Raw genomic sequence first — 18,240 nt, forward strand, 5'->3', positions numbered from 1 at the left:
AAAACCTGCACGTCCCAGACGCAAAAGCCCCGACCAAAAGGCCGGGGCTTTTCAAAAGTTTAATTTAGTTAAAAACTAAAATTAAGCTTTCTTAGGACGAACCAGAACGTCTACCAAAGTCCAAGATTTTTTCTTAGAGATCGGCGCACATTCACGGATAGTCACAGTATCACCTGCTTGCGCAGTGTTGCTTTCATCATGTGCGTGCAACTTAGTTGTACGCTTGATGAATTTACCGTAGATCGGGTGCTTAACCTGACGCTCGATAGCAACAACGATTGACTTGTCCATTTTGTCGCTAACTACACGACCTTGAAGAGTACGGATCTTATCGCTCATTATGCACCTGCCTTCTGGTTGATAACCGTTTTAACACGCGCAATATTGCGACGTACTTTTTTCAGCTCGTGAGTCTGAGCCAGCTGACCAGTGCTCGCTTGCATGCGCAGGTTGAACTGCTCACGCAGAAGCTCTAGAAGTTCAGCATTTAGCTCTTCTACGCTTTTGTCTTTAAGTTCGCTAGCTTTCATTTACATTACCGTCCGAGTTACAAAAGTGGTTTTGAAAGGTAATTTACGAGCAGCTAGGTTGAATGCTTCGCGAGCAAGCTCTTCTGAAACACCTTCCATCTCGTAAAGTACTTTACCAGGCTGAATTTCAGCAACCCAGTATTCAACAGAACCTTTACCTTTACCCATACGAACTTCAAGCGGCTTTTCTGTAATTGGCTTGTCTGGGAATACACGGATCCAGATTTTACCCTGACGCTTGACGTGACGTGTCATAGCTCGACGAGCTGCTTCGATTTGACGAGCAGTCATACGGCCACGGCCAGTCGCTTTCAAGCCGAAAGAACCGAAGCTAACTTTATTACCGCTATTTGCAAGACCACGGTTGCGGCCTTTGTGCACTTTACGGAATTTTGTACGTTTTGGCTGTAACATTAGTCGCTACCTCTTACTTAGCACTTTTTTTAGCTTTCTTCGGAGCGCGCTTGGCTGGCTTCTCAGCTTCTTGTTTCAGTGGAAGACCACCGATAACTTCACCTTTGAAGATCCAAACTTTAACACCGATGATACCGTAAGTGGTCAAAGCTTCAGAAGTTGCGTAGTCGATGTCAGCACGTAGAGTGTGTAGAGGTACACGACCTTCACGGTACCACTCAGAACGTGCGATTTCAGCACCGCCTAGACGGCCGCTAACTTCAACTTTGATACCCTTTGCACCCAGACGCATTGCGTTCTGTACCGCGCGCTTCATAGCACGACGGAACATTACACGACGCTCTAGCTGTGAAGAGATACCGTCAGCAACTAGTTGTGCATCAAGCTCTGGCTTACGTACTTCTGCGATGTTGATTTGTGCAGGTACACCAGCAAGCTTAGTTACAGCGTGGCGAAGCTTTTCAACATCTTCACCTTTTTTACCGATAACAACACCAGGACGAGCTGTGTGAATTGTTACACGGATAGATTTAGCTGGACGCTCAATAACGATTTTAGACACAGAAGCGTTTTTCAATTCCTTAGTAAGGTATTGACGCACTTTGTGATCACCAAAAAGCTGTTCAGAGAAATCTTTTGTATTCGCGTACCAAGTAGATACCCAAGGCTTTGAGATACCTAGGCGAATACCAGTAGGATGAACTTTTTGTCCCATTACTTATATCTCCTAGCTATCTGAAACCACAACAGTGATGTGGCTTGAACGCTTAAGGATGCGGTCTGCGCGTCCTTTAGCACGTGGCATAATACGCTTCATTGTAGGACCTTCGTCTACAAATACTTTAGCCACTTTAAGCTCATCAATGTCAGCACCTTCGTTGTGCTCCGCGTTAGCGATAGCAGACTCAAGTACTTTCTTAACTAATACAGCCGCTTTCTTTGGGCTGTACGCTAGGATTTCTAGCGCGCGATCAACCGGAAGTCCGCGGATCTGATCTGCAACTAGACGTGCTTTTTGCGCCGAACCAGAGGCGAATTTGTGTTTAGCTAATGCTTCCATCATACCCTCCGATTAACGCTTTTTAGCTTTCTTATCCGCAGCGTGACCGCGGTAAGTACGTGTAGGTGCAAATTCACCTAGTTTGTGACCGATCATTTCGTCTGTAACGAATACAGGTACGTGCTGACGACCATTATGGACAGCGATGGTCAATCCGATCATGTTAGGGATGATCATTGAACGACGGCTCCAAGTCTTGATAGGCTTCTTGTCACCGCTTTCCAACGCCTTCTCTACCTTCTTCAGCAAGTGTAGGTCAATGAATGGACCCTTCTTGAGAGAACGTGGCATGGCAATTCCTCAACTATTACTTAGTACGACGACGTACGATAAATTTATCAGTACGCTTGTTCTTACGTGTCTTAGCACCTTTGGTAGGCTTACCCCATGGAGACACAGGGTGACGACCACCAGATGTACGACCTTCACCACCACCGTGTGGGTGGTCTACCGGGTTCATGGCAACACCACGAACTGTAGGACGAACACCACGCCAGCGAGTTGCACCAGCTTTACCTAGTGAACGTAGCATGTGTTCAGCGTTACCTACTTCACCGATAGTTGCGCGACAATCCGCTTCAACTTTACGCATTTCGCCTGAACGTAGACGTAGAGTCACGTACTGGCCTTCACGCGCTAGGATCTGTACATAAGCACCAGCAGAACGTGCAATCTGAGCGCCTTTACCAGGCTTAAGCTCAACATTGTGTACTGTAGTACCTACTGGGATGTTACGCATAGGCAGTGCATTACCAGCTTTGATTGGTGCATCAACACCAGACTGGATTGCATCACCTGCCTGAACACCTTTAGGTGCGATGATGTAACGACGCTCACCGTCTGCATATAATACAAGAGCGATGTTTGCGCTACGGTTAGGATCGTACTCTAGACGCTCAACTTTAGCTGGAATGCCATCTTTGGTGCGTTTAAAGTCGATTACACGGTAGTGTTGCTTGTGACCACCACCGATGTGACGAACCGTGATACGACCGTTGTTGTTACGACCACCTGATTTAGAGTTTTTCTCTAATAGCGGAGCGTAAGGCTTACCCTTGTGCAGATCAGGGTTAACCACTTTAACGACGTGACGACGACCCGCAGAAGTTGGTTTACACTTTTGAAGTGCCATAATTCTAACTCCCCTTATTACTCGGCGCCGCCGACAAAGTCTAGCTCACTGCCTTCTTTAAGAGTAACGTAGGCTTTCTTCCAGTCTGAACGACGGCCGAAACGCATGCCTGTACGCTTAGTTTTACCCTTAACATTTAGCGTGCGAACACCAGTTACTTCTACTTCGAAAAGCTTCTCAACAGCAGCTTTGATTTCTGCTTTGTTTGCATCTTTTACTACTTTGAAAACAATCGTGTTGTTCTCTTCAGCAGAGATGGTGCTTTTCTCAGAGATGTGTGGAGCAAGGATTACTTTTAAAAGACGTTCTTCACGGATCATGCTAGCGCCTCCTCAAGTTGCTTAACAGCAGCAGCAGTAATCAGTACCTTATCGAAAGCGATTAGGCTTACTGGGTCGATGCCAGCTACATCACGCGTGTCAACCTTGTACAGGTTACGTGCAGAAAGGAATAGATTCTCATCTACTTCTTCAGTCACGATTAATACGTCTTTAAGCTCAAGCTCTTTCAGCTTAGCTACTAGTTCTTTAGTCTTTGGTGCTTCTAAACCAAATTCTTCAACAACTACTAGACGATCTTGACGAACAAGCTCAGAAAGAATGCTCTTGATCGCACCGCGATACATCTTACGGTTAACTTTTTGGCTGTGATCTTGCGGCTTAGCTGCAAAGCTCACACCACCGCTGCGCCAGATTGGGCTGCGGATTGTACCAGCACGTGCACGGCCAGTACCTTTTTGGCGGAATGGTTTTTTACCACCACCAGCAACTTCAGAACGTGTCTTCTGAGCTTTAGTACCCTGACGAGCACCTGCTGCGAAAGCAACAACTACTTGGTGTACTAATGCTTCGTTAAACTCACGTCCAAAAGTAGCTTCGGAAACTTCAAGCGCACCAGCGCCTTTAATTGCTAATTCCATCACTAAATCTCCAGGACTTAAGCTTTAACAGCTGGTTTAACGATAACGTCGCCGCCGATAGCGCCAGGTACTGCACCTTTAACTAAAAGCAGATTACGCTCAGCGTCAACACGTACTAGCTCTAGGTTCTGAGTAGTTGTTTGCACATTACCCATTTGACCAGCCATTTTCTTACCTTTAAACACCTTACCAGGTGATTGGTTTTGACCGATTGAACCAGGAGCACGGTGAGATAGAGAGTTACCGTGAGTAGCGTCTTGCGTAGCGAAATTCCAGCGCTTAACACCACCTTGGAAACCTTTACCTTTTGAAGTACCAGTAACGTCTACTTTGTTTACTTCGTTGAATAGCTCAACAGTAAGCTCAGCACCTACTTCAAACTCACCTTCACCGCCGTTAAGACGGAATTCCCACAGGCCGCGACCCGCTTCAACACCAGCTTTAGCGAAGTGACCCGCTTCTGGTTTGTTTACGCGGCTTGCTTTTTTCTCGCCTGCAGTAACTTGAAGCGCGTTGTAACCGTCTGTTGCGTCAGATTTGATCTGAGTAACACGGTTAGGCGTCGCTTCGATAACTGTCACAGGGATAGATACACCATCTTCAGTGAAGATGCGTGTCATACCCACTTTACGACCGACTAGACCTAATGCCATTTTCCTAAAACCTCTCTAATCTTTCGATTAACCCAGGCTGATTTGAACATCAACACCAGCAGCAAGGTCTAGGCGCATTAGAGCGTCTACAGTCTTGTCAGTTGGTTCTACGATGTCGATCAGACGTTTGTGGGTGCGGATTTCATACTGATCACGCGCGTCTTTGTTTACGTGCGGAGAGATCAATACAGTGAAACGTTCGAAGCGAGTAGGAAGTGGGATTGGACCACGTACCTGAGCGCCAGTGCGTTTCGCAGTTTCCACGATTTCCGCCGTTGATTGGTCAATCAAACGGTGGTCAAAAGCTTTTAGGCGAATACGAATGCGTTGATTTGACATTCTTAAACCTCAATTAAAAGAGCATTTAAAAAGAGCATAAAAAAACCACCGAGGCCATCTCAATTTCTAAGAGGTCGGTTGTTCTTCTATTTCTACCATTGAACTCCAAATCGGAGTTCCTGTTTACGTGCCTGAAATCCAGGCCTATGTATGACTTTCGTGTGACGAATCACAGAAAGTTCGAGCATTATAATGAGACTGGTGATAAATGCAACAATTATTGCAAAATTATTTGTCCTGTGGCTCCCCTGCATTGTGAGTCACTCCGGGCGTCTATACTTTGCGCTGGGTTTGCACACTCCGGGCTTATCATTGTACTGACACAAATGGTCAGTCCAGTTAAAGCCTGATATTCTATACAGCACTAATACGAATCTGGTACCGCTATGCGCATACTTTCTCAGGGGCTTAACCGAGTGGCCCAATGGACCAACTGCTTACTGGTCAGGAGCAAACTGTTGCCGGCTGATCCCGTGACACAGTTTGACCTGGACCCAAGCTTACCCACCTTTTATGTTGCCCGACTCAATTCACGGGCCGATCTGGCTGCGCTGAATGCCATGTGTAAGAAGCTGGGACTACCCAGCCCGATGCAGGATCAGCTGCTGGGTAGTAAAGCATTACCGCGTTTTATCGGCATTAAAAACCCAACGCCCCTGCTGAGCAAGACACCAGGCCCCAGCACGGCGATAGATCAGGGTAAAGCCATTTTCTCTGCCCTGCGCGCGCACCCGGACATCAAAGCACAGGTGATCCCGGTGACTGTCCTGTGGGGCCGTAATCCTGGTAAAGAGAAGCCAGGCTTAGGCACCCTGTTCAGTCATTCACTGACCCCCAGCTGGTTGCGCAAGGCCATGGTGGTGCTGTTTTCTGGTCGCGACAACCTGGTACGCTTTTCCGCGCCTATCGCACTCGATCAGCTGATGACGGACAAAGCAGATGTCGACGAGCTGCCCCATAAGTTGCTGCGCGTAGCTCGGGTACACTTTCATCGCCAGAAACTGGCCGCGACGGGCCCCAAACTGCCTTCCCGCGAAGCCTTATTTAACTCCCTGCTGGCCGCCCCCACTGTGAAACGGGCCATCGCCGATGAAGCCAAGTCCAAGGGGCTGAGCCATGACGAGTCACGCTTAAAGGCGCTGGAGTTACTCGAAGAGGTCGCTGCCAACTATTCCGAAGCCATGGTCCGTGTGAGCGATCGCGTACTAACCTGGCTGTGGAACAAACTCTACAACGGTATCGAAGTCAAAAATGCCGAACGCGTGCATGAATTGGCCGACAAAGGCCACGAGATCATTTATGTGCCCTGCCACCGCAGCCACATGGATTACCTGTTGCTGACCTATGTGATTTACCATCAGGGTCTGGTGCCGCCACACATAGCCGCCGGGGTCAATCTCAACTTTTTCCCGGCCGGCGGGATTTTCCGCCGCTGTGGCGCGTTTTTTATTCGCCGTTCTTTCGCCGGAAATAAGCTCTACTCAGCCATCTTCAAAGAGTATCTGGCCCAGCTGTTTATCAAGGGCTATTCCGTCAAGTTCTACACCGAAGGGGGCCGCAGCCGCACCGGTCGCTTGTTGCCGCCCAAAACCGGCATGCTGGCGATGACCATGCAGTCGATGCTGCGCGGCATCGACAGACCTATCTCCATCGTCCCGGTTTACATCGGTTATGAGCATGTGATGGAGATCAATACCTATCTGAAAGAGTTGGCGGGCAGCAGTAAAAAGAATGAATCCGTCGCAGGGGTGTTTAAAGCCATAAAGAACCTCAAAAACTATGGCCGTGGCTATCTGAACTTTGGTGAGCCCATCCACCTTAATCAGTACCTGAATGAACATCAGTCCGACTGGCGCGACGCCATTGGCCAGGATGAAGGGGCTAAACCACAATGGCTGAATGGTCAGGTGGCACAGGTCGCTGATCAGATCATGACGAACATTAACGCCAGCGCGGCGCTGAATTCCATTAACCTGCTGGCCATGGTGCTGTTGTGTAATGAGCAGTTTGCGCTGAGCAAACAGAAGCTGCTCACCCAGCTGCGCTTCTATCTCACTTTGCAAAACCAGGCGCCCTATGACATCAATGTCACGGCACCGGATGAAGATGCCGAAGCTCTGCTAAAGCATGCGCTGAAACTGGATAAATTCGACGTACTGGAAGACGAGCTGGGTGAGATCATCACCATCAGGGAAAAAGAGCGCACTCTGTTTAACTATTACCGCAACAATATACTGCACCTGTTTGCCGTGCCCAGTGTGATTGCGCAAATGCTGTTTAACCGTTACAGCGTGACCGTGACTGAGTGTCGGGAACGCCTCAGCAGCCTTTACCCGCTTTTTGCCAAAGAGTGGTTTATGCACGACCTGCGCGATGGCTATATTGAAGCGGTGCTGAACAGTTTTGCCCAGGAAGGCCTGATTGACTTTGATGGCCACCTTGCCACGGTCGTCAAAGACAACAAGGCTCTGGCACAGCTTGAAATGCTGGGTAAAGTGATCCACCTGACGCTGGAGCGCTACGCCATCACCGTCAGCCTGCTGTTGCGCGAACAGGGAATTGCACGTGCCACACTGGAAAGCGAAAGTGAAGTGCTGGCAAAACGACTGGGCACCTTACACGGCATTAAGAGCCCAGAGTTTTTTGATAAGAAAGTGCAAAGCAACCTGATCAGTGTGTTGCAGGAGCAAGGGTTTATCTGTATTTCCGATAAGCAAAGCATTAACGCCACACCGACTCTGGCGACGCTGTCTGATCACCTCAATGATCTGCTGCCAGCACGGATCTGGCAGTCTATCCGAGATACTTTATAAAGGGGCAGCCTTTAACCTCATGCATCAGCGCGCTTCGCGCTGGCGCATGACTCCTTCCTGAATGGTCGACGCCACCAGTTCACCCTGGCGGTTAAAGAACTGTCCTCTAACCAGGCCTCGACCATTGCTGGCACTGGGGCTGTCTACACTATAGAGCAGCCATTCATCCATACGGAATGGCCGGTGGAACCACATCGCATGATCTATCGTCGCCACCTGCATATTTCGCTGCATAAAGGACACCCCATGAGGTTGTAACGCGGTCGGCAAAAATTCAAAATCCGATGCGTATGCCAGCAGGTAGTTATGAATACGGCGATCGTCGGGCATGGCACCATTGGCCTTAAACCAGACATGTCGGGTCGATTCCATCACCTCAGGCTGAAACGGATTGTGAAACTCCACCGGACGCATCTCAATCGGCATAGGCTGAGTAAACTTAGCGCGCAGTGGCTCGGGGATTAAATCCGCTTTGTCCTGATAAAACTCCAGCGATGAACGCAACGCTTCTGGACCGGGCACGTCGGGCATCTCAGACTGATGTGACAAGCCAGGCTCATCGCCCTGGAAAGAAGCAGTCATATAGAAAATGGGTTTGCCGTACTGAATGGCGCTGACCCTGCGGGTGCTGAAACTGCGTCCGTCGCGGATATTTTCAACATCGTACACAATCGGCTTGCTGGCATCACCCGGACGCAAAAAATACGAGTGCAACGAGTGCACGTAGCGCCCTGCCGGTAATGTGTATTTTGCAGCCGACAAGGCCTGCCCCATCACCTGGCCACCAAACACCTGCGGAAAGCCCAGATCCTGGCTCTGGCCCCGGTAAATCCCTTGTTCGATTTCTTCGAGCTGAAGTAGATCCAGCAACCCCTGTAATGCCTGACTCATTGCACACCTCTTTCACTGCTTAGCTGATCCCATCATTATACACTATTATGCAAGTAACAAGAGGCATCGCATGGTAAATCAGGTGGTTAAGCCAAGTGACGGACCAACACATAGCCCACATGGCAAGAGTACGATACACTGCTTACCGGCTTTCCAGACAAGGTAATAGACATGGCATACTGGTTATTTAAAACCGAACCCGACGCATTTTCGATAGACGATCTGCATCAGGCACCGGAGCAAAGCACATTCTGGGAGGGGATCCGCAATTATCAGGCACGCAACTTTCTGCGCGACGGTGTACAGGTAGGCGATCAGGTTTTTATTTATCACTCAAGCTGTAAAGTCCCGGCTGTTGTGGGTATCGCCACAGTCACTAAGGGCGCCGAGGTCGATCCCCATCAGTTTGACCTCAGCAGTGATTATTATGATGCCAAGTCCAGCCGGGACAACCCGCGCTGGGTCGGGGTAACAGTGCACTATCAGCAACATCTGGCACGCCCGGTGACACTTAAAGCAATCAAAGCGGATGCTGCCATCACCGAGCTGGCGCTGAAAAAAGCCGGCAGGCTTTCCGTCATGCCTGTCACCGAGGCGGAGTGGGCACACATTTGTCAGCTTGGCGGCACTGAGTAACAGCGCCGAACCATCTGTCAGCGATGCTTTTTCTGCTTGCCCCCCTTCGGGATCATAGAAAAGTACAAAATCAATGCCAGCCAGGAAAACAGCAAGGTGCCAATCAGCCAGCCGTTTTTCTCATGGCCGCGGGTACGCTTGCTGCCTGCGACTAACCCTATCGGCAATAAATACAGGCATAACGCTCCCATCAATAGCAGCAGTTCATCTGTCATACTCGCTCCCAGTTTACCTCAGTATGAAGCACCCGCTGCGGCGCAATGTAATGCAGTACATCACCCCCTTGCAGTGCGTAATCCAGCGGTGGGTTTAAATCCATATCTCGACCGCTAAGGTCATGCGCCACCCCCAGCAAAGTCGCATTATGATGCTCTTTAAAATATAAAAATAGCTGACCGAATGTCAGATTGCCCAGCGACAATGGCAACAGCAAGCTAAACTGGGTATCGCCATGCAGAGTCGATAACAGCTCTTCCTGGATACGACTTGAACCGGGGTCTTGCATCGAGCGCACCAGGATCTCGGCAGACATAGCCGTCGAGCACTCCACATTACGACAATGCTGACGCAACAACTGCGCTTTAGTTTCATCGTTAAAATGGGCACTGATGTGCGCTGCGTCTTTCACCATGGGGCTGAGCTTTAACGCCGTAGTAAAGGTTTGATCATCATCCTGACCATCAACAATGATTTTATCCGCATGGGCCAGTCCGGTGCGCGCCAGCTGCTGATCATCGGTAAAACTCACCAGGCGGACAAAATCTACCTCTGTAAAACGCAGCAGCGGATGCTCCATTTCATCACACACCGCCAGCACGATGCGCCTTGCGATACGCTTGTTGTCAGCCAGAATATATTCGATCATGCGCTCTGTACGCGTTGAATGCCAGCCGAAGATAATGATGTGATCGCTCAGATGTGAATAGTCTTTATCGCCCTTCATTGCTCTTTTAACCCAAATTGTAATTAGTTGTCCCACTTTACCCAGCAAAATACCAAACAGTGCCAGCCCCAGGGGGATTTGAAATACAGCCACCACCCAACGCCCCAGCTCCGTCGTGGCACTAAAATCACCATATCCCACGGTTGATGTGGTCACCACGTAATAATAGATATAGGTACTGACAGGCAGTAAGGCATGCTCCTGTGCCAGCCACAGCAGCGCCCAGGTCGCGCCCATATGCAGCAGTGTCGCCAGTCCAATCAAGGGCCAGCTGGCCTGATCAATGTGCGTTTGCAATACCAGCAGCAAACGCTTAAATAACAAAGGCATCGTCCTTCCTTTAATGCAAGTCTCTGATTTACCATACTGAATAATCAGGATTATGCAACTGAGATACCCCGCTGCACAACACTAACTTGTCAGCTTCATCCTGTTGTATCTGGTCGGGGGCAATTTGTATGCACAGAGAGTGTTAATTTATTATCTAATAAGTATATACTGAGAGAAGGTACGTATCTTAGGGTAGCTTTATGGCTGGAGTATTAGCATCCGTTGATCAACGCACACAATTGGTGGGTGAAAACCGCCTTGAGCTATTGCTGTTCCATCTGCACAGCCGACACCTGTTCGCGCTCAACGTGTTTAAAGTTAAAGAAGTCGTTAAGCTGCCTCACCTGAATAAGATGCCCAATGCCCATCCTAAGATAGCCGGTGTTACCACCATTCGGGGTGAATCCATTCCGGTGATCGATTTACGTCAGGCCATTTGCATGCCGCATTGTGAATACGACAGCGACAGCAATCTGGTGATCACCGAATACAACCGCACCATTCAGGCTTTTCTGGTCGGCAAGGTCGACCAAATCGTCAACACCACCTGGTCTGATATTATGCCGCCGCCGCGCTCTGTCGGTCGCAATCACTATTTAACCGCACTGACTAAGCTGAAACGAGGCGATCAGGAGCTGCTGGTTGAAATCATTGACGTCGAAAAAGTGCTGGCCGAGATCATCGAGTACAATGTGGTGATCCCTGAAAATATCCTGGATAAAAACATCATCAATGAGTTTCAGGGCCGCAAAATTTTGCATGTTGATGACTCTCCTACAGCCCGTCGTCAGGTGTCGGATACTTTGGCACAGCTGGGCATTGAAGTACTGCCCGCCACCGATGGCCATGAGGCCTTAAAGCTGTTGCAACACTGGGCCGACGAAGGCATCAATGTTGAGCAGGAGCTGATGGCGGTGATCACCGATGCGGAGATGCCGGTCATGGATGGGTATCGCTTAACCTATGAGATCCGCAATGACAGTCGCCTGAAAAACCTTTATATTGTGCTCAACACCTCGCTCAGTGGCAGCTTCAACAAAGCCATGGTCGAGAAAGTCGGCTGTGATGTATTTTTGTCAAAGTTCCAGCCAGATCGCCTGGTTGAAGAAATGCAGCGCCGGCTGAAAGACGTACTCAACCGGTAACTGTATATAAAAACAGGTAAGTAATAATTTAAACTTTATATTTTTCATGTGGTTAATTTTAACTACGTGCAAAATACCCGCACCAAACTGGGCTTTGTGCCCTGCCCTAGGTATACTTTGCGCTGAATAAAGACGACGGGCGCAAAGATGGACGTATCAGAATTACTTGATGGCTTAAACGACAAACAACGTGAAGCGGTGGCTGCACCGCTGCAAAACATGCTGGTATTGGCGGGTGCAGGCTCGGGCAAAACCCGGGTGCTGGTGCACCGCATTGCCTGGCTGATGCAGGTTGAGCATGCCTCGGCGTACAGTATTTTTGCCGTGACCTTTACCAACAAAGCCGCCAAAGAGATGCGTACCCGGGTCGAAGAAACCTTACAAAATCCGGTCGGTGGCATGTGGATAGGCACCTTCCATGGACTGGCCCATCGTATTTTACGCGCCCATCATCGCGAGGCCAATCTGCCAGAGTCGTTTCAGATTTTGGATTCCGACGATCAGCTTAGAATGATCAAACGTCTGCTGAAATCGATGAACATCGATGATAAAAAGTGGCCACCCAAGCAGCTCAGCTGGTATATCAGTGCACGCAAAGACGAAGGTCAGCGCCCCAAAGACATCACCGCCTATGACGTTAACGAACAGCTGATGTTACAGGTGTATACCGCCTATCAGGACGCCTGTGATCGCGCCGGACTGGTCGACTTTGCCGAAATTTTGCTACGCTGCTACGAAGTACTGCAACAAAACCCCACACTACTGCGTCATTACCAGCAGCGCTTTCGCCATATGCTGGTCGACGAATTTCAGGATACCAACAGCATTCAGTATTTGTGGCTAAAGCTGCTGGCGGGCAGCGACAGCAACATTATGATCGTAGGCGATGACGACCAGAGTATTTATGGCTGGCGCGGTGCGCGTATTGAAAACATCAAACGCTTTTTGACCGACTTTGACGCGCAAACCATTCGTCTGGAGCAGAACTATCGCTCTACCGGCACCATACTGAAAGCCTCCAATGCGCTGATCCAGAACAACGCTGAGCGCATGGGTAAGAGCCTCTGGACCGATGGCAATCAGGGCGAGCCTATCTCCGTCTATGCCGCGTTTAATGAGCTGGATGAAGCCCGCTTTATGGTCAGCAAAGTGAAATCCTGGCTGCAGGGCGGCAACGCACTGAGCGATTGCGCCGTGCTTTATCGCAGTAATGCCCAGTCGCGGGTGCTGGAAGAAGCGCTGTTACAGGAAGGTCTGAAGTACCGCATTTACGGTGGCATGCGCTTTTTCGAGCGTCAGGAGATCAAAGATGCCCTGTCCTATCTGCGTCTGATCAGCAATCGCAACGACGATGCGGCTTTTGAGCGGGTGATCAACACTCCTGCCCGCGGCATTGGCGACAAAACTCTGAGCCATATCCGCGACTGTGCCCGCGCTGAGTCGCTGCCCCTGTGGTATGCCGCCAAAGCGGTGCTGGAACAGGGCCACCTGGCCGGACGCGCCGCCACCGCTATTCGCCGCTTCATTGAGTTAGTTGAACAGCTCGACGACAAGCTGATGGAACTGGAGCTGGCCGAGCAAGCCAAAACCACCATAGAACTGTCGGGTCTGCTGGCCATGTATCAGGCCGAAAAAGGCGAAAAAGGCCGTGCCCGGGTAGAAAACCTTGAGGAATTGATCAACGCCTGCGGTCAGTTTGAATTGCCGGTAGAAGAAGAGTTCACCTCACCACTACAAGGGTTTTTGGCGTATACCTCGCTGGAGTCTGGCGAAGGTCAGGCCGACGAGCACGAAGATGCGGTACAGATGATGACGCTGCACTCGGCCAAAGGTCTGGAGTTCCCACTGGTCTTTATGGTGGGCGTAGAAGAAGGCATGTTCCCGTCACAACAAAGCCATGAAGAATCCGGTCGTCTCGAAGAAGAACGCCGCCTGTGTTACGTGGGCATGACCCGGGCCATGGAAAAGCTTTATATCAGTCATGCGGAAAGCCGCCGCCTTTATGGTCAGGAAAAATACCACAGCCCGTCGCGCTTTTTACGCGAGATCCCCGAAGATTGCCTGGAAGAAATTCGTATTAAGACGCAAGTGTCGCGCCCGGCCCCCAGTGGTCGTTTCAGCGGCTCGGTGAGCCATGCCGCGTTTGAAGACAGCGGCTTCAGCCTGGGCCAGCGCGTATTACATGCCAAATTTGGGGCCGGCACGGTACTCAATTACGAAGGCAGCGGCGCACAGTCACGTATTCAGGTGAATTTTGACGATGTCGGCAGCAAGTGGCTGGTCACTGCCTATGCCAGACTGCAAGCACTTTAAGCTGGCGCGCCTGCTTACCCAGCTCAAGCAGGCCAGGCATCGTCAGCTGTTGCTGATCAGCGGCGAGCAGGACTGGACTTACAAAGCAGTGCAGCGCCTGTTTCCCACCCTGGCTGATTCAGCATTGGTATTGAGTCAGCACACAGAGCTGCCAGGTGCCTGCTGGCCCGAACATCTGCATCAGGTGCTGGGCCAGGAGTATTCCAGCGTCGTTTACGACCTCTACAGTGGGTTGCTACCAAATAAGCTGGCTGCCGCCGCAGGCACAGTGCAAGCTGGCGGCCTGTTGATTTTACTTGCTCCGGACTTATCTCAATGGCATAGCTGGTGCGATCCGGCACTGGAACGTTGGCTGTCTTATAACGAAACCGCGCAATCCAGCCCCTACTTGCAGCGCTGGCAACACCTGCTAGGCAGCAACTCAGTGTGGCAGATCAGCCAGTCACAGGGCGATTTACTGCCACAACAGTATAACGCGCCGCACGCGACACTCGACACCCGCGAGCAGCAAAACGCGCTCACCCAGCTGACGCAACACTTAGCGCAGCCTGCACCCGGACCGGTGTTACTCAGCGCCGACCGTGGTCGGGGCAAGTCTTCGTTACTGGGCAAACTGGCCGCAGGCCTGCCACAGGTTAGCTTTATCTTGTGCGCGCAGCAGCGCCGCGCGGTGCACAACAGTTTTGTTCATCTTGGCGCGGCACTGGATGAGTCGGTCACCGATAAGCTCAACCAGCTTGCGAACCTGCGCTTTATGCCACCCGATCAGCTACTTGCACAGCGCCCGGACTGTGATGTGTTACTGGTTGATGAGGCGGCAGCGATCCCCGTACCCATGCTGATGTCGCTACTGAATGCGTACCCTAAAGTGGTGTTTTCCAGCACCCTGATTGGCTATGAGGGCAATGGCCGGGGCTATACGCTGCGCTTTGCCAGGCAGCTTGAGCACACCCATCCGCAGCGCCTCAATTTATCTCTCAGTCAACCGATCCGCTACAGCGAGCAAGATCCGCTCGAAGCCCGGTTACGCCAGCTGTTTGCCCTGGATTGTGACTATCAAAAACCGCCAGCACCGTCGGCACCACTGCTATTCGACTCGCTCACAGGCGCACAACTGGCAACGGATGAAGAGACCCTGTCTCAGGTTTTTGCCCTGCTGGTGCTGGCACATTATCAAACCTCGGTGAACGATCTGCGCCAGCTGCTCGACAGTCCGCACAATCGCTTATACCTTGTTCGTCAGCAAGGTTGTGTGGTGGCAGTGTGCCTGCTCAAGCTGGAAGGCGGTTTTGATGCGCAACTCAGCCAGGATATAGCCGCAACAACACGCCGCCCGGCTGGGCACTTAATGGCGCAGCAGCTTGCACAACTGACCGGCAACCCGGCGCTTGCTCAACGCATTGGTGCCCGGATTGTGCGGATTGCGGTGTCTCCACAGCAACAGGGACAGCGCATTGGCAGTCAGCTGTTATGCTTTGCCGAGCAACAACTCAGCGGCCAGGTAGACTACTTCGGCAGCAGTTTTGGCTGTAACGCACAGTTACTCAGGTTCTGGCAAAACCATCAGTACCGGCCCGTTAAACTGGGATTTAAGCAGGACAAAGCCAGTGGTGAATTTGCAGTTTTGGTGATCAAGTCGGTGACTAACATAATTGCACTTGAGCCGCTGCAGCACTGGTTTAAACACCTGTGGTTTAATCAGCTCGGCGAGTTGTATCGCGACTTTTCCTGCACTTTGGTCATTGAATTGTGTAAAACCCTGCCGCACAACACACCCGACTCCTTGTTATTGCAACAACTGACTTACTTTGCCAGCGCCACGGCGGGGGAGCAACAGATAGCAGCCCTGCTCCATGAGTTGATCCGCCGCCATCCCTCGCTGCTGGACCGATTATCAGCCAGTTCCCAAGTCACAATGATTCGGCTATTATTACAACGTCACCCACCAAAAGTATTAGAAGATACTTTGAACCTGGCTACAAAAAAACAACGACAAGCCGCTTTGCGGTTAATAGTGACGGAAGTACATGCTGAAATTGATCTCAACCCTGAGTTGCTGCATAGCCCTGCTGGGCAGCCCTGAGCTCATCGCCGATGACGAGCTCAGGCTCGGCATGTCGGTTGCCCTGAGCGGTCCGGCCAAAGACATTGGTCAGCAGCTCAGACAAGGGGCACAGCTGTACTTTGAGTATGCCAACGCCCAGCCCGATAAGTCCCACCAGGTGGTGTCACTGATGGTGCTGGATGATGGCTATGAACCCAGCCGCACCGTCGTCAACACCCGTTATCTGATTGAGCAGCACAAGGTAATGGCCCTATTTGGTAACATGGGCACGCCCACCGCACACGCGATACAGGCTATCCTGACTCATCACCAGCTGCCGTTTTTAGTGCCCTTTACGGGGGCTGATTTTCTGCGCCACAATACTGCTTATCCGGTGTTTAACTGGCGCGCCAGTTACCTCGATGAAGCCAGTGAACAGGTCCGTTATCTGGTTGATGAGCAGAAGCATAAAGCCATTGCCCTGTTAATCCAGGCCGACGAGTTTGGCCTGACCCTGGAGAAAAGCTTTCGCCAGGCACTGACTGCGCGGGGTCTCTCCCCCAAAGTTACGGCTCGGTTTCGCCGCAACAGTGCCGATATCAACAAAGCCCTCAAAGAGATCATGCGTAGTGAGGTGACGGCTGTGGCAATGATCGGCACATATCAGCCGCTCTCAGTATTTATCGACAAAGCCATGCACCGGGGGTTCAAAGGCACCTTTACCGGGGTGTCTTTCACCTCGTCCAGTGCGCTATTTGCCAAGCTGACCAGCCAACCCACGCTGATGATAAGCGAGGTCGTGCCCAATCCTAACGAGTGCCAGGCACAGCTGTGTGATTTATTTCGCACCCTGGCAGCCAAACACACACTGGCTGTCAGCCCGCAGATCTTTGAAGGCTTTCTTAACGCCGCCATTTTTGTCTCGGCGCTCGACTACTGCCGACAACCTGTTCAACGCACATGCCTGAGCGGCGCAATGCAACAGGTGCTACAAAAAGACCCGACGATCAGAGCGATTTTTGGGCTCACGGGCACGGAGAATAAACCCCGTGTGTATCGATCTTATTTTCAATAATGTCTATGCTTAGGGCATAACGTTAACGTACAGAGGCAGACATGGACTTAATCAATTTTCGGGTAGGGAAAAAAACCATTTCACTTAAGATACTGGATATTCTGCTGACAGAGCGCTACGAAGGTAACCTCACCTCTTTGCCCAACGACAACCCCAGCTTTATGGGAGTAAAGGATTATATGGGCACACCAACGCCCATTTTCGACCTCGGTTTGATATTGAATAATCAATCTTCCTACGACATTAACAAGTCTCTGGTCACTATGTTGCAGGAACGGGAACAAGATCAGAAAGCCTGGCTGGCAGAGCTGGAACGCTGTATATACAACGATCAGCCCTTTACGCAAGCCAAAGACCCCAAGCAATCTGCGTTTGGTAAATGGTACTACAGCTTTAAAACGGATAATGAAGACTTACGCACGTTGTTGGCGCGCTTTGAGGAGCCCCACAATAAACTCCATGCGCTGGCCGATAAGCTACTCACCATTAATGCCAAGGGTGATAAAAATGAGGCCCTGCGATTGCTGGAAAAAGAAAAGGCGACCACCTTTATGAAGCTGATCCGCCTGTTTGAGTCGGCCCGGGATCAAATCATTCTGGACCACAAGCCCATTATCGTCTTCACCACCCAGGATGGTCAGCAGCCACACATTGGCCTGTTGGTCGATCAGGTCGAAGACAACATTCACTGCGATGAGTCGGACATCAAGTCTCTGCATGAAATGACCAGCATGGGATTTGAGATTGACCCTCAGACTCGCAAGATGATGAAAGGCTTAATTAAACAGGGAGAGCAACATAGCCTGGTGCTCGACCCCAGTGCCATCTTTCGACCTGATCACTTGCAAGACTATGAGCCGGAAGAAACCGAGGCCTATGGTTTGTTCTGAATATTCAGTGCTGGTAACCATGAAATGCCCCGCATGGGCTGTGCTAACACATTCGTTATAGCAATAAAAAACGCCGCAAATGCGGCGTTTTTTAGTATTCGTCAAGTAATTAC

At 50.7% G+C, this 18,240-nt stretch carries 21 protein-coding genes; 7 read left to right on the forward strand and 14 right to left on the reverse strand.

Features of this window, described 5'->3' with window-relative positions:
* Positions 1 to 81 precede the first annotated feature (81 nt).
* Genes rpsQ through rpsJ form a run of 11 tightly spaced genes read right to left on the reverse strand, consistent with a single transcriptional unit; the run spans position 82 to position 5,047 of the window.
* On the reverse strand, positions 82 to 339 hold the full coding sequence (rpsQ, locus tag MHN33_RS23160; protein WP_049863782.1) for a 30S ribosomal protein S17: 258 nt from the start codon (positions 337 to 339) through the stop codon (positions 82 to 84).
* The gene (gene rpmC, locus MHN33_RS23165; RefSeq protein ID WP_010376372.1) at positions 339 to 530 is read right to left on the reverse strand and encodes a 50S ribosomal protein L29; all 192 of its coding nucleotides are present in this window, start codon (positions 528 to 530) and stop codon (positions 339 to 341) included. The genes rpsQ and rpmC overlap by 1 nt, the downstream gene beginning before the upstream one ends.
* Positions 531 to 944, reverse strand: coding sequence for a 50S ribosomal protein L16 (gene rplP / locus MHN33_RS23170; RefSeq protein ID WP_046004902.1), 414 nt, complete (start codon positions 942 to 944; stop codon positions 531 to 533).
* A 13-nt stretch (positions 945 to 957) separates the two neighbouring features.
* Positions 958 to 1,659 carry a 30S ribosomal protein S3 gene (rpsC, locus tag MHN33_RS23175; RefSeq protein WP_046004901.1) on the reverse strand — a complete coding sequence of 234 codons (702 nt, stop codon included), beginning with the start codon at positions 1,657 to 1,659 and terminating at the stop codon, positions 958 to 960.
* A 12-nt stretch (positions 1,660 to 1,671) separates the two neighbouring features.
* Complete coding sequence (rplV, locus tag MHN33_RS23180; RefSeq protein WP_010386167.1) at positions 1,672 to 2,004, reverse strand: 50S ribosomal protein L22; 333 nt, start codon at positions 2,002 to 2,004, stop codon at positions 1,672 to 1,674.
* A 12-nt stretch (positions 2,005 to 2,016) separates the two neighbouring features.
* Entirely contained in the window at positions 2,017 to 2,295 is a 279-nt protein-coding gene (rpsS, locus tag MHN33_RS23185) for a 30S ribosomal protein S19 (RefSeq protein WP_010367084.1), read from the reverse strand.
* Between the two features lie 16 nt (positions 2,296 to 2,311).
* A complete protein-coding gene (gene rplB / locus MHN33_RS23190) occupies positions 2,312 to 3,136 on the reverse strand; it encodes a 50S ribosomal protein L2 (protein WP_239401776.1) in 825 nt (274 codons plus the stop codon).
* Between the two features lie 17 nt (positions 3,137 to 3,153).
* Positions 3,154 to 3,456, reverse strand: coding sequence for a 50S ribosomal protein L23 (gene rplW / locus MHN33_RS23195; protein WP_049863779.1), 303 nt, complete (start codon positions 3,454 to 3,456; stop codon positions 3,154 to 3,156).
* A complete protein-coding gene (gene rplD, locus MHN33_RS23200) occupies positions 3,453 to 4,055 on the reverse strand; it encodes a 50S ribosomal protein L4 (protein WP_010386164.1) in 603 nt (200 codons plus the stop codon). The genes rplW and rplD overlap by 4 nt, the downstream gene beginning before the upstream one ends.
* A 17-nt stretch (positions 4,056 to 4,072) precedes the next feature.
* On the reverse strand, positions 4,073 to 4,708 hold the full coding sequence (gene rplC / locus MHN33_RS23205; protein WP_239401778.1) for a 50S ribosomal protein L3: 636 nt from the start codon (positions 4,706 to 4,708) through the stop codon (positions 4,073 to 4,075).
* 27 nt (positions 4,709 to 4,735) lie between these two features.
* A complete protein-coding gene (gene rpsJ, locus MHN33_RS23210; protein ID WP_005495349.1) occupies positions 4,736 to 5,047 on the reverse strand; it encodes a 30S ribosomal protein S10 in 312 nt (103 codons plus the stop codon).
* A 386-nt stretch (positions 5,048 to 5,433) separates the two neighbouring features.
* Between rpsJ and plsB the strand changes: the two genes are divergently transcribed.
* Positions 5,434 to 7,860 carry a glycerol-3-phosphate 1-O-acyltransferase PlsB gene (gene plsB / locus MHN33_RS23215; protein WP_239401780.1) on the forward strand — a complete coding sequence of 809 codons (2,427 nt, stop codon included), beginning with the start codon at positions 5,434 to 5,436 and terminating at the stop codon, positions 7,858 to 7,860.
* 24 nt (positions 7,861 to 7,884) lie between these two features.
* Here plsB and tesB read toward each other — a convergent pair whose 3' ends face one another.
* Entirely contained in the window at positions 7,885 to 8,751 is an 867-nt protein-coding gene (tesB, locus tag MHN33_RS23220) for an acyl-CoA thioesterase II (RefSeq protein ID WP_239401782.1), read from the reverse strand.
* Between the two features lie 171 nt (positions 8,752 to 8,922).
* Here tesB and MHN33_RS23225 point away from each other — a divergent pair, with 171 nt between their 5' ends.
* Complete coding sequence (locus MHN33_RS23225) at positions 8,923 to 9,387, forward strand: EVE domain-containing protein (RefSeq protein WP_239401783.1); 465 nt, start codon at positions 8,923 to 8,925, stop codon at positions 9,385 to 9,387.
* 17 nt (positions 9,388 to 9,404) lie between these two features.
* On the opposite strand, the gene MHN33_RS23230 is transcribed toward MHN33_RS23225, so the two are convergent.
* Together MHN33_RS23230 and MHN33_RS23235 are read right to left on the reverse strand one after the other, a co-directional pair.
* Complete coding sequence (locus tag MHN33_RS23230; protein ID WP_239401784.1) at positions 9,405 to 9,602, reverse strand: hypothetical protein; 198 nt, start codon at positions 9,600 to 9,602, stop codon at positions 9,405 to 9,407.
* Entirely contained in the window at positions 9,599 to 10,660 is a 1,062-nt protein-coding gene (locus MHN33_RS23235; RefSeq protein WP_239401785.1) for a potassium channel family protein, read from the reverse strand. The genes MHN33_RS23230 and MHN33_RS23235 overlap by 4 nt, the downstream gene beginning before the upstream one ends.
* A gap of 200 nt (positions 10,661 to 10,860) precedes the next feature.
* On the opposite strand from MHN33_RS23235, the gene MHN33_RS23240 reads away from it, so the two are divergent.
* The 5 genes from MHN33_RS23240 (at position 10,861) to MHN33_RS23260 (ending at position 18,127) form a co-directional block, all read left to right on the forward strand.
* Entirely contained in the window at positions 10,861 to 11,805 is a 945-nt protein-coding gene (locus MHN33_RS23240; protein WP_239401786.1) for a chemotaxis protein CheV, read from the forward strand.
* 147 nt (positions 11,806 to 11,952) lie between these two features.
* A complete protein-coding gene (uvrD, locus tag MHN33_RS23245) occupies positions 11,953 to 14,118 on the forward strand; it encodes a DNA helicase II (RefSeq protein ID WP_125720290.1) in 2,166 nt (721 codons plus the stop codon).
* Positions 14,066 to 16,201 carry a GNAT family N-acetyltransferase gene (locus MHN33_RS23250; protein ID WP_239401788.1) on the forward strand — a complete coding sequence of 712 codons (2,136 nt, stop codon included), beginning with the start codon at positions 14,066 to 14,068 and terminating at the stop codon, positions 16,199 to 16,201. Before uvrD ends, MHN33_RS23250 begins: the two co-directional genes overlap by 53 nt.
* Positions 16,146 to 17,237, forward strand: coding sequence for an ABC transporter substrate-binding protein (locus MHN33_RS23255; RefSeq protein WP_239401790.1), 1,092 nt, complete (start codon positions 16,146 to 16,148; stop codon positions 17,235 to 17,237). Before MHN33_RS23250 ends, MHN33_RS23255 begins: the two co-directional genes overlap by 56 nt.
* A gap of 41 nt (positions 17,238 to 17,278) precedes the next feature.
* Entirely contained in the window at positions 17,279 to 18,127 is an 849-nt protein-coding gene (locus tag MHN33_RS23260) for a chemotaxis protein CheW (RefSeq protein WP_239401792.1), read from the forward strand.
* The last annotated feature ends 113 nt before the right edge of the window (positions 18,128 to 18,240 follow it).

It is taken from the genome of Pseudoalteromonas sp. OOF1S-7 (assembly GCF_022347765.1).
Lineage (GTDB): Bacteria > Pseudomonadota > Gammaproteobacteria > Enterobacterales > Alteromonadaceae > Pseudoalteromonas.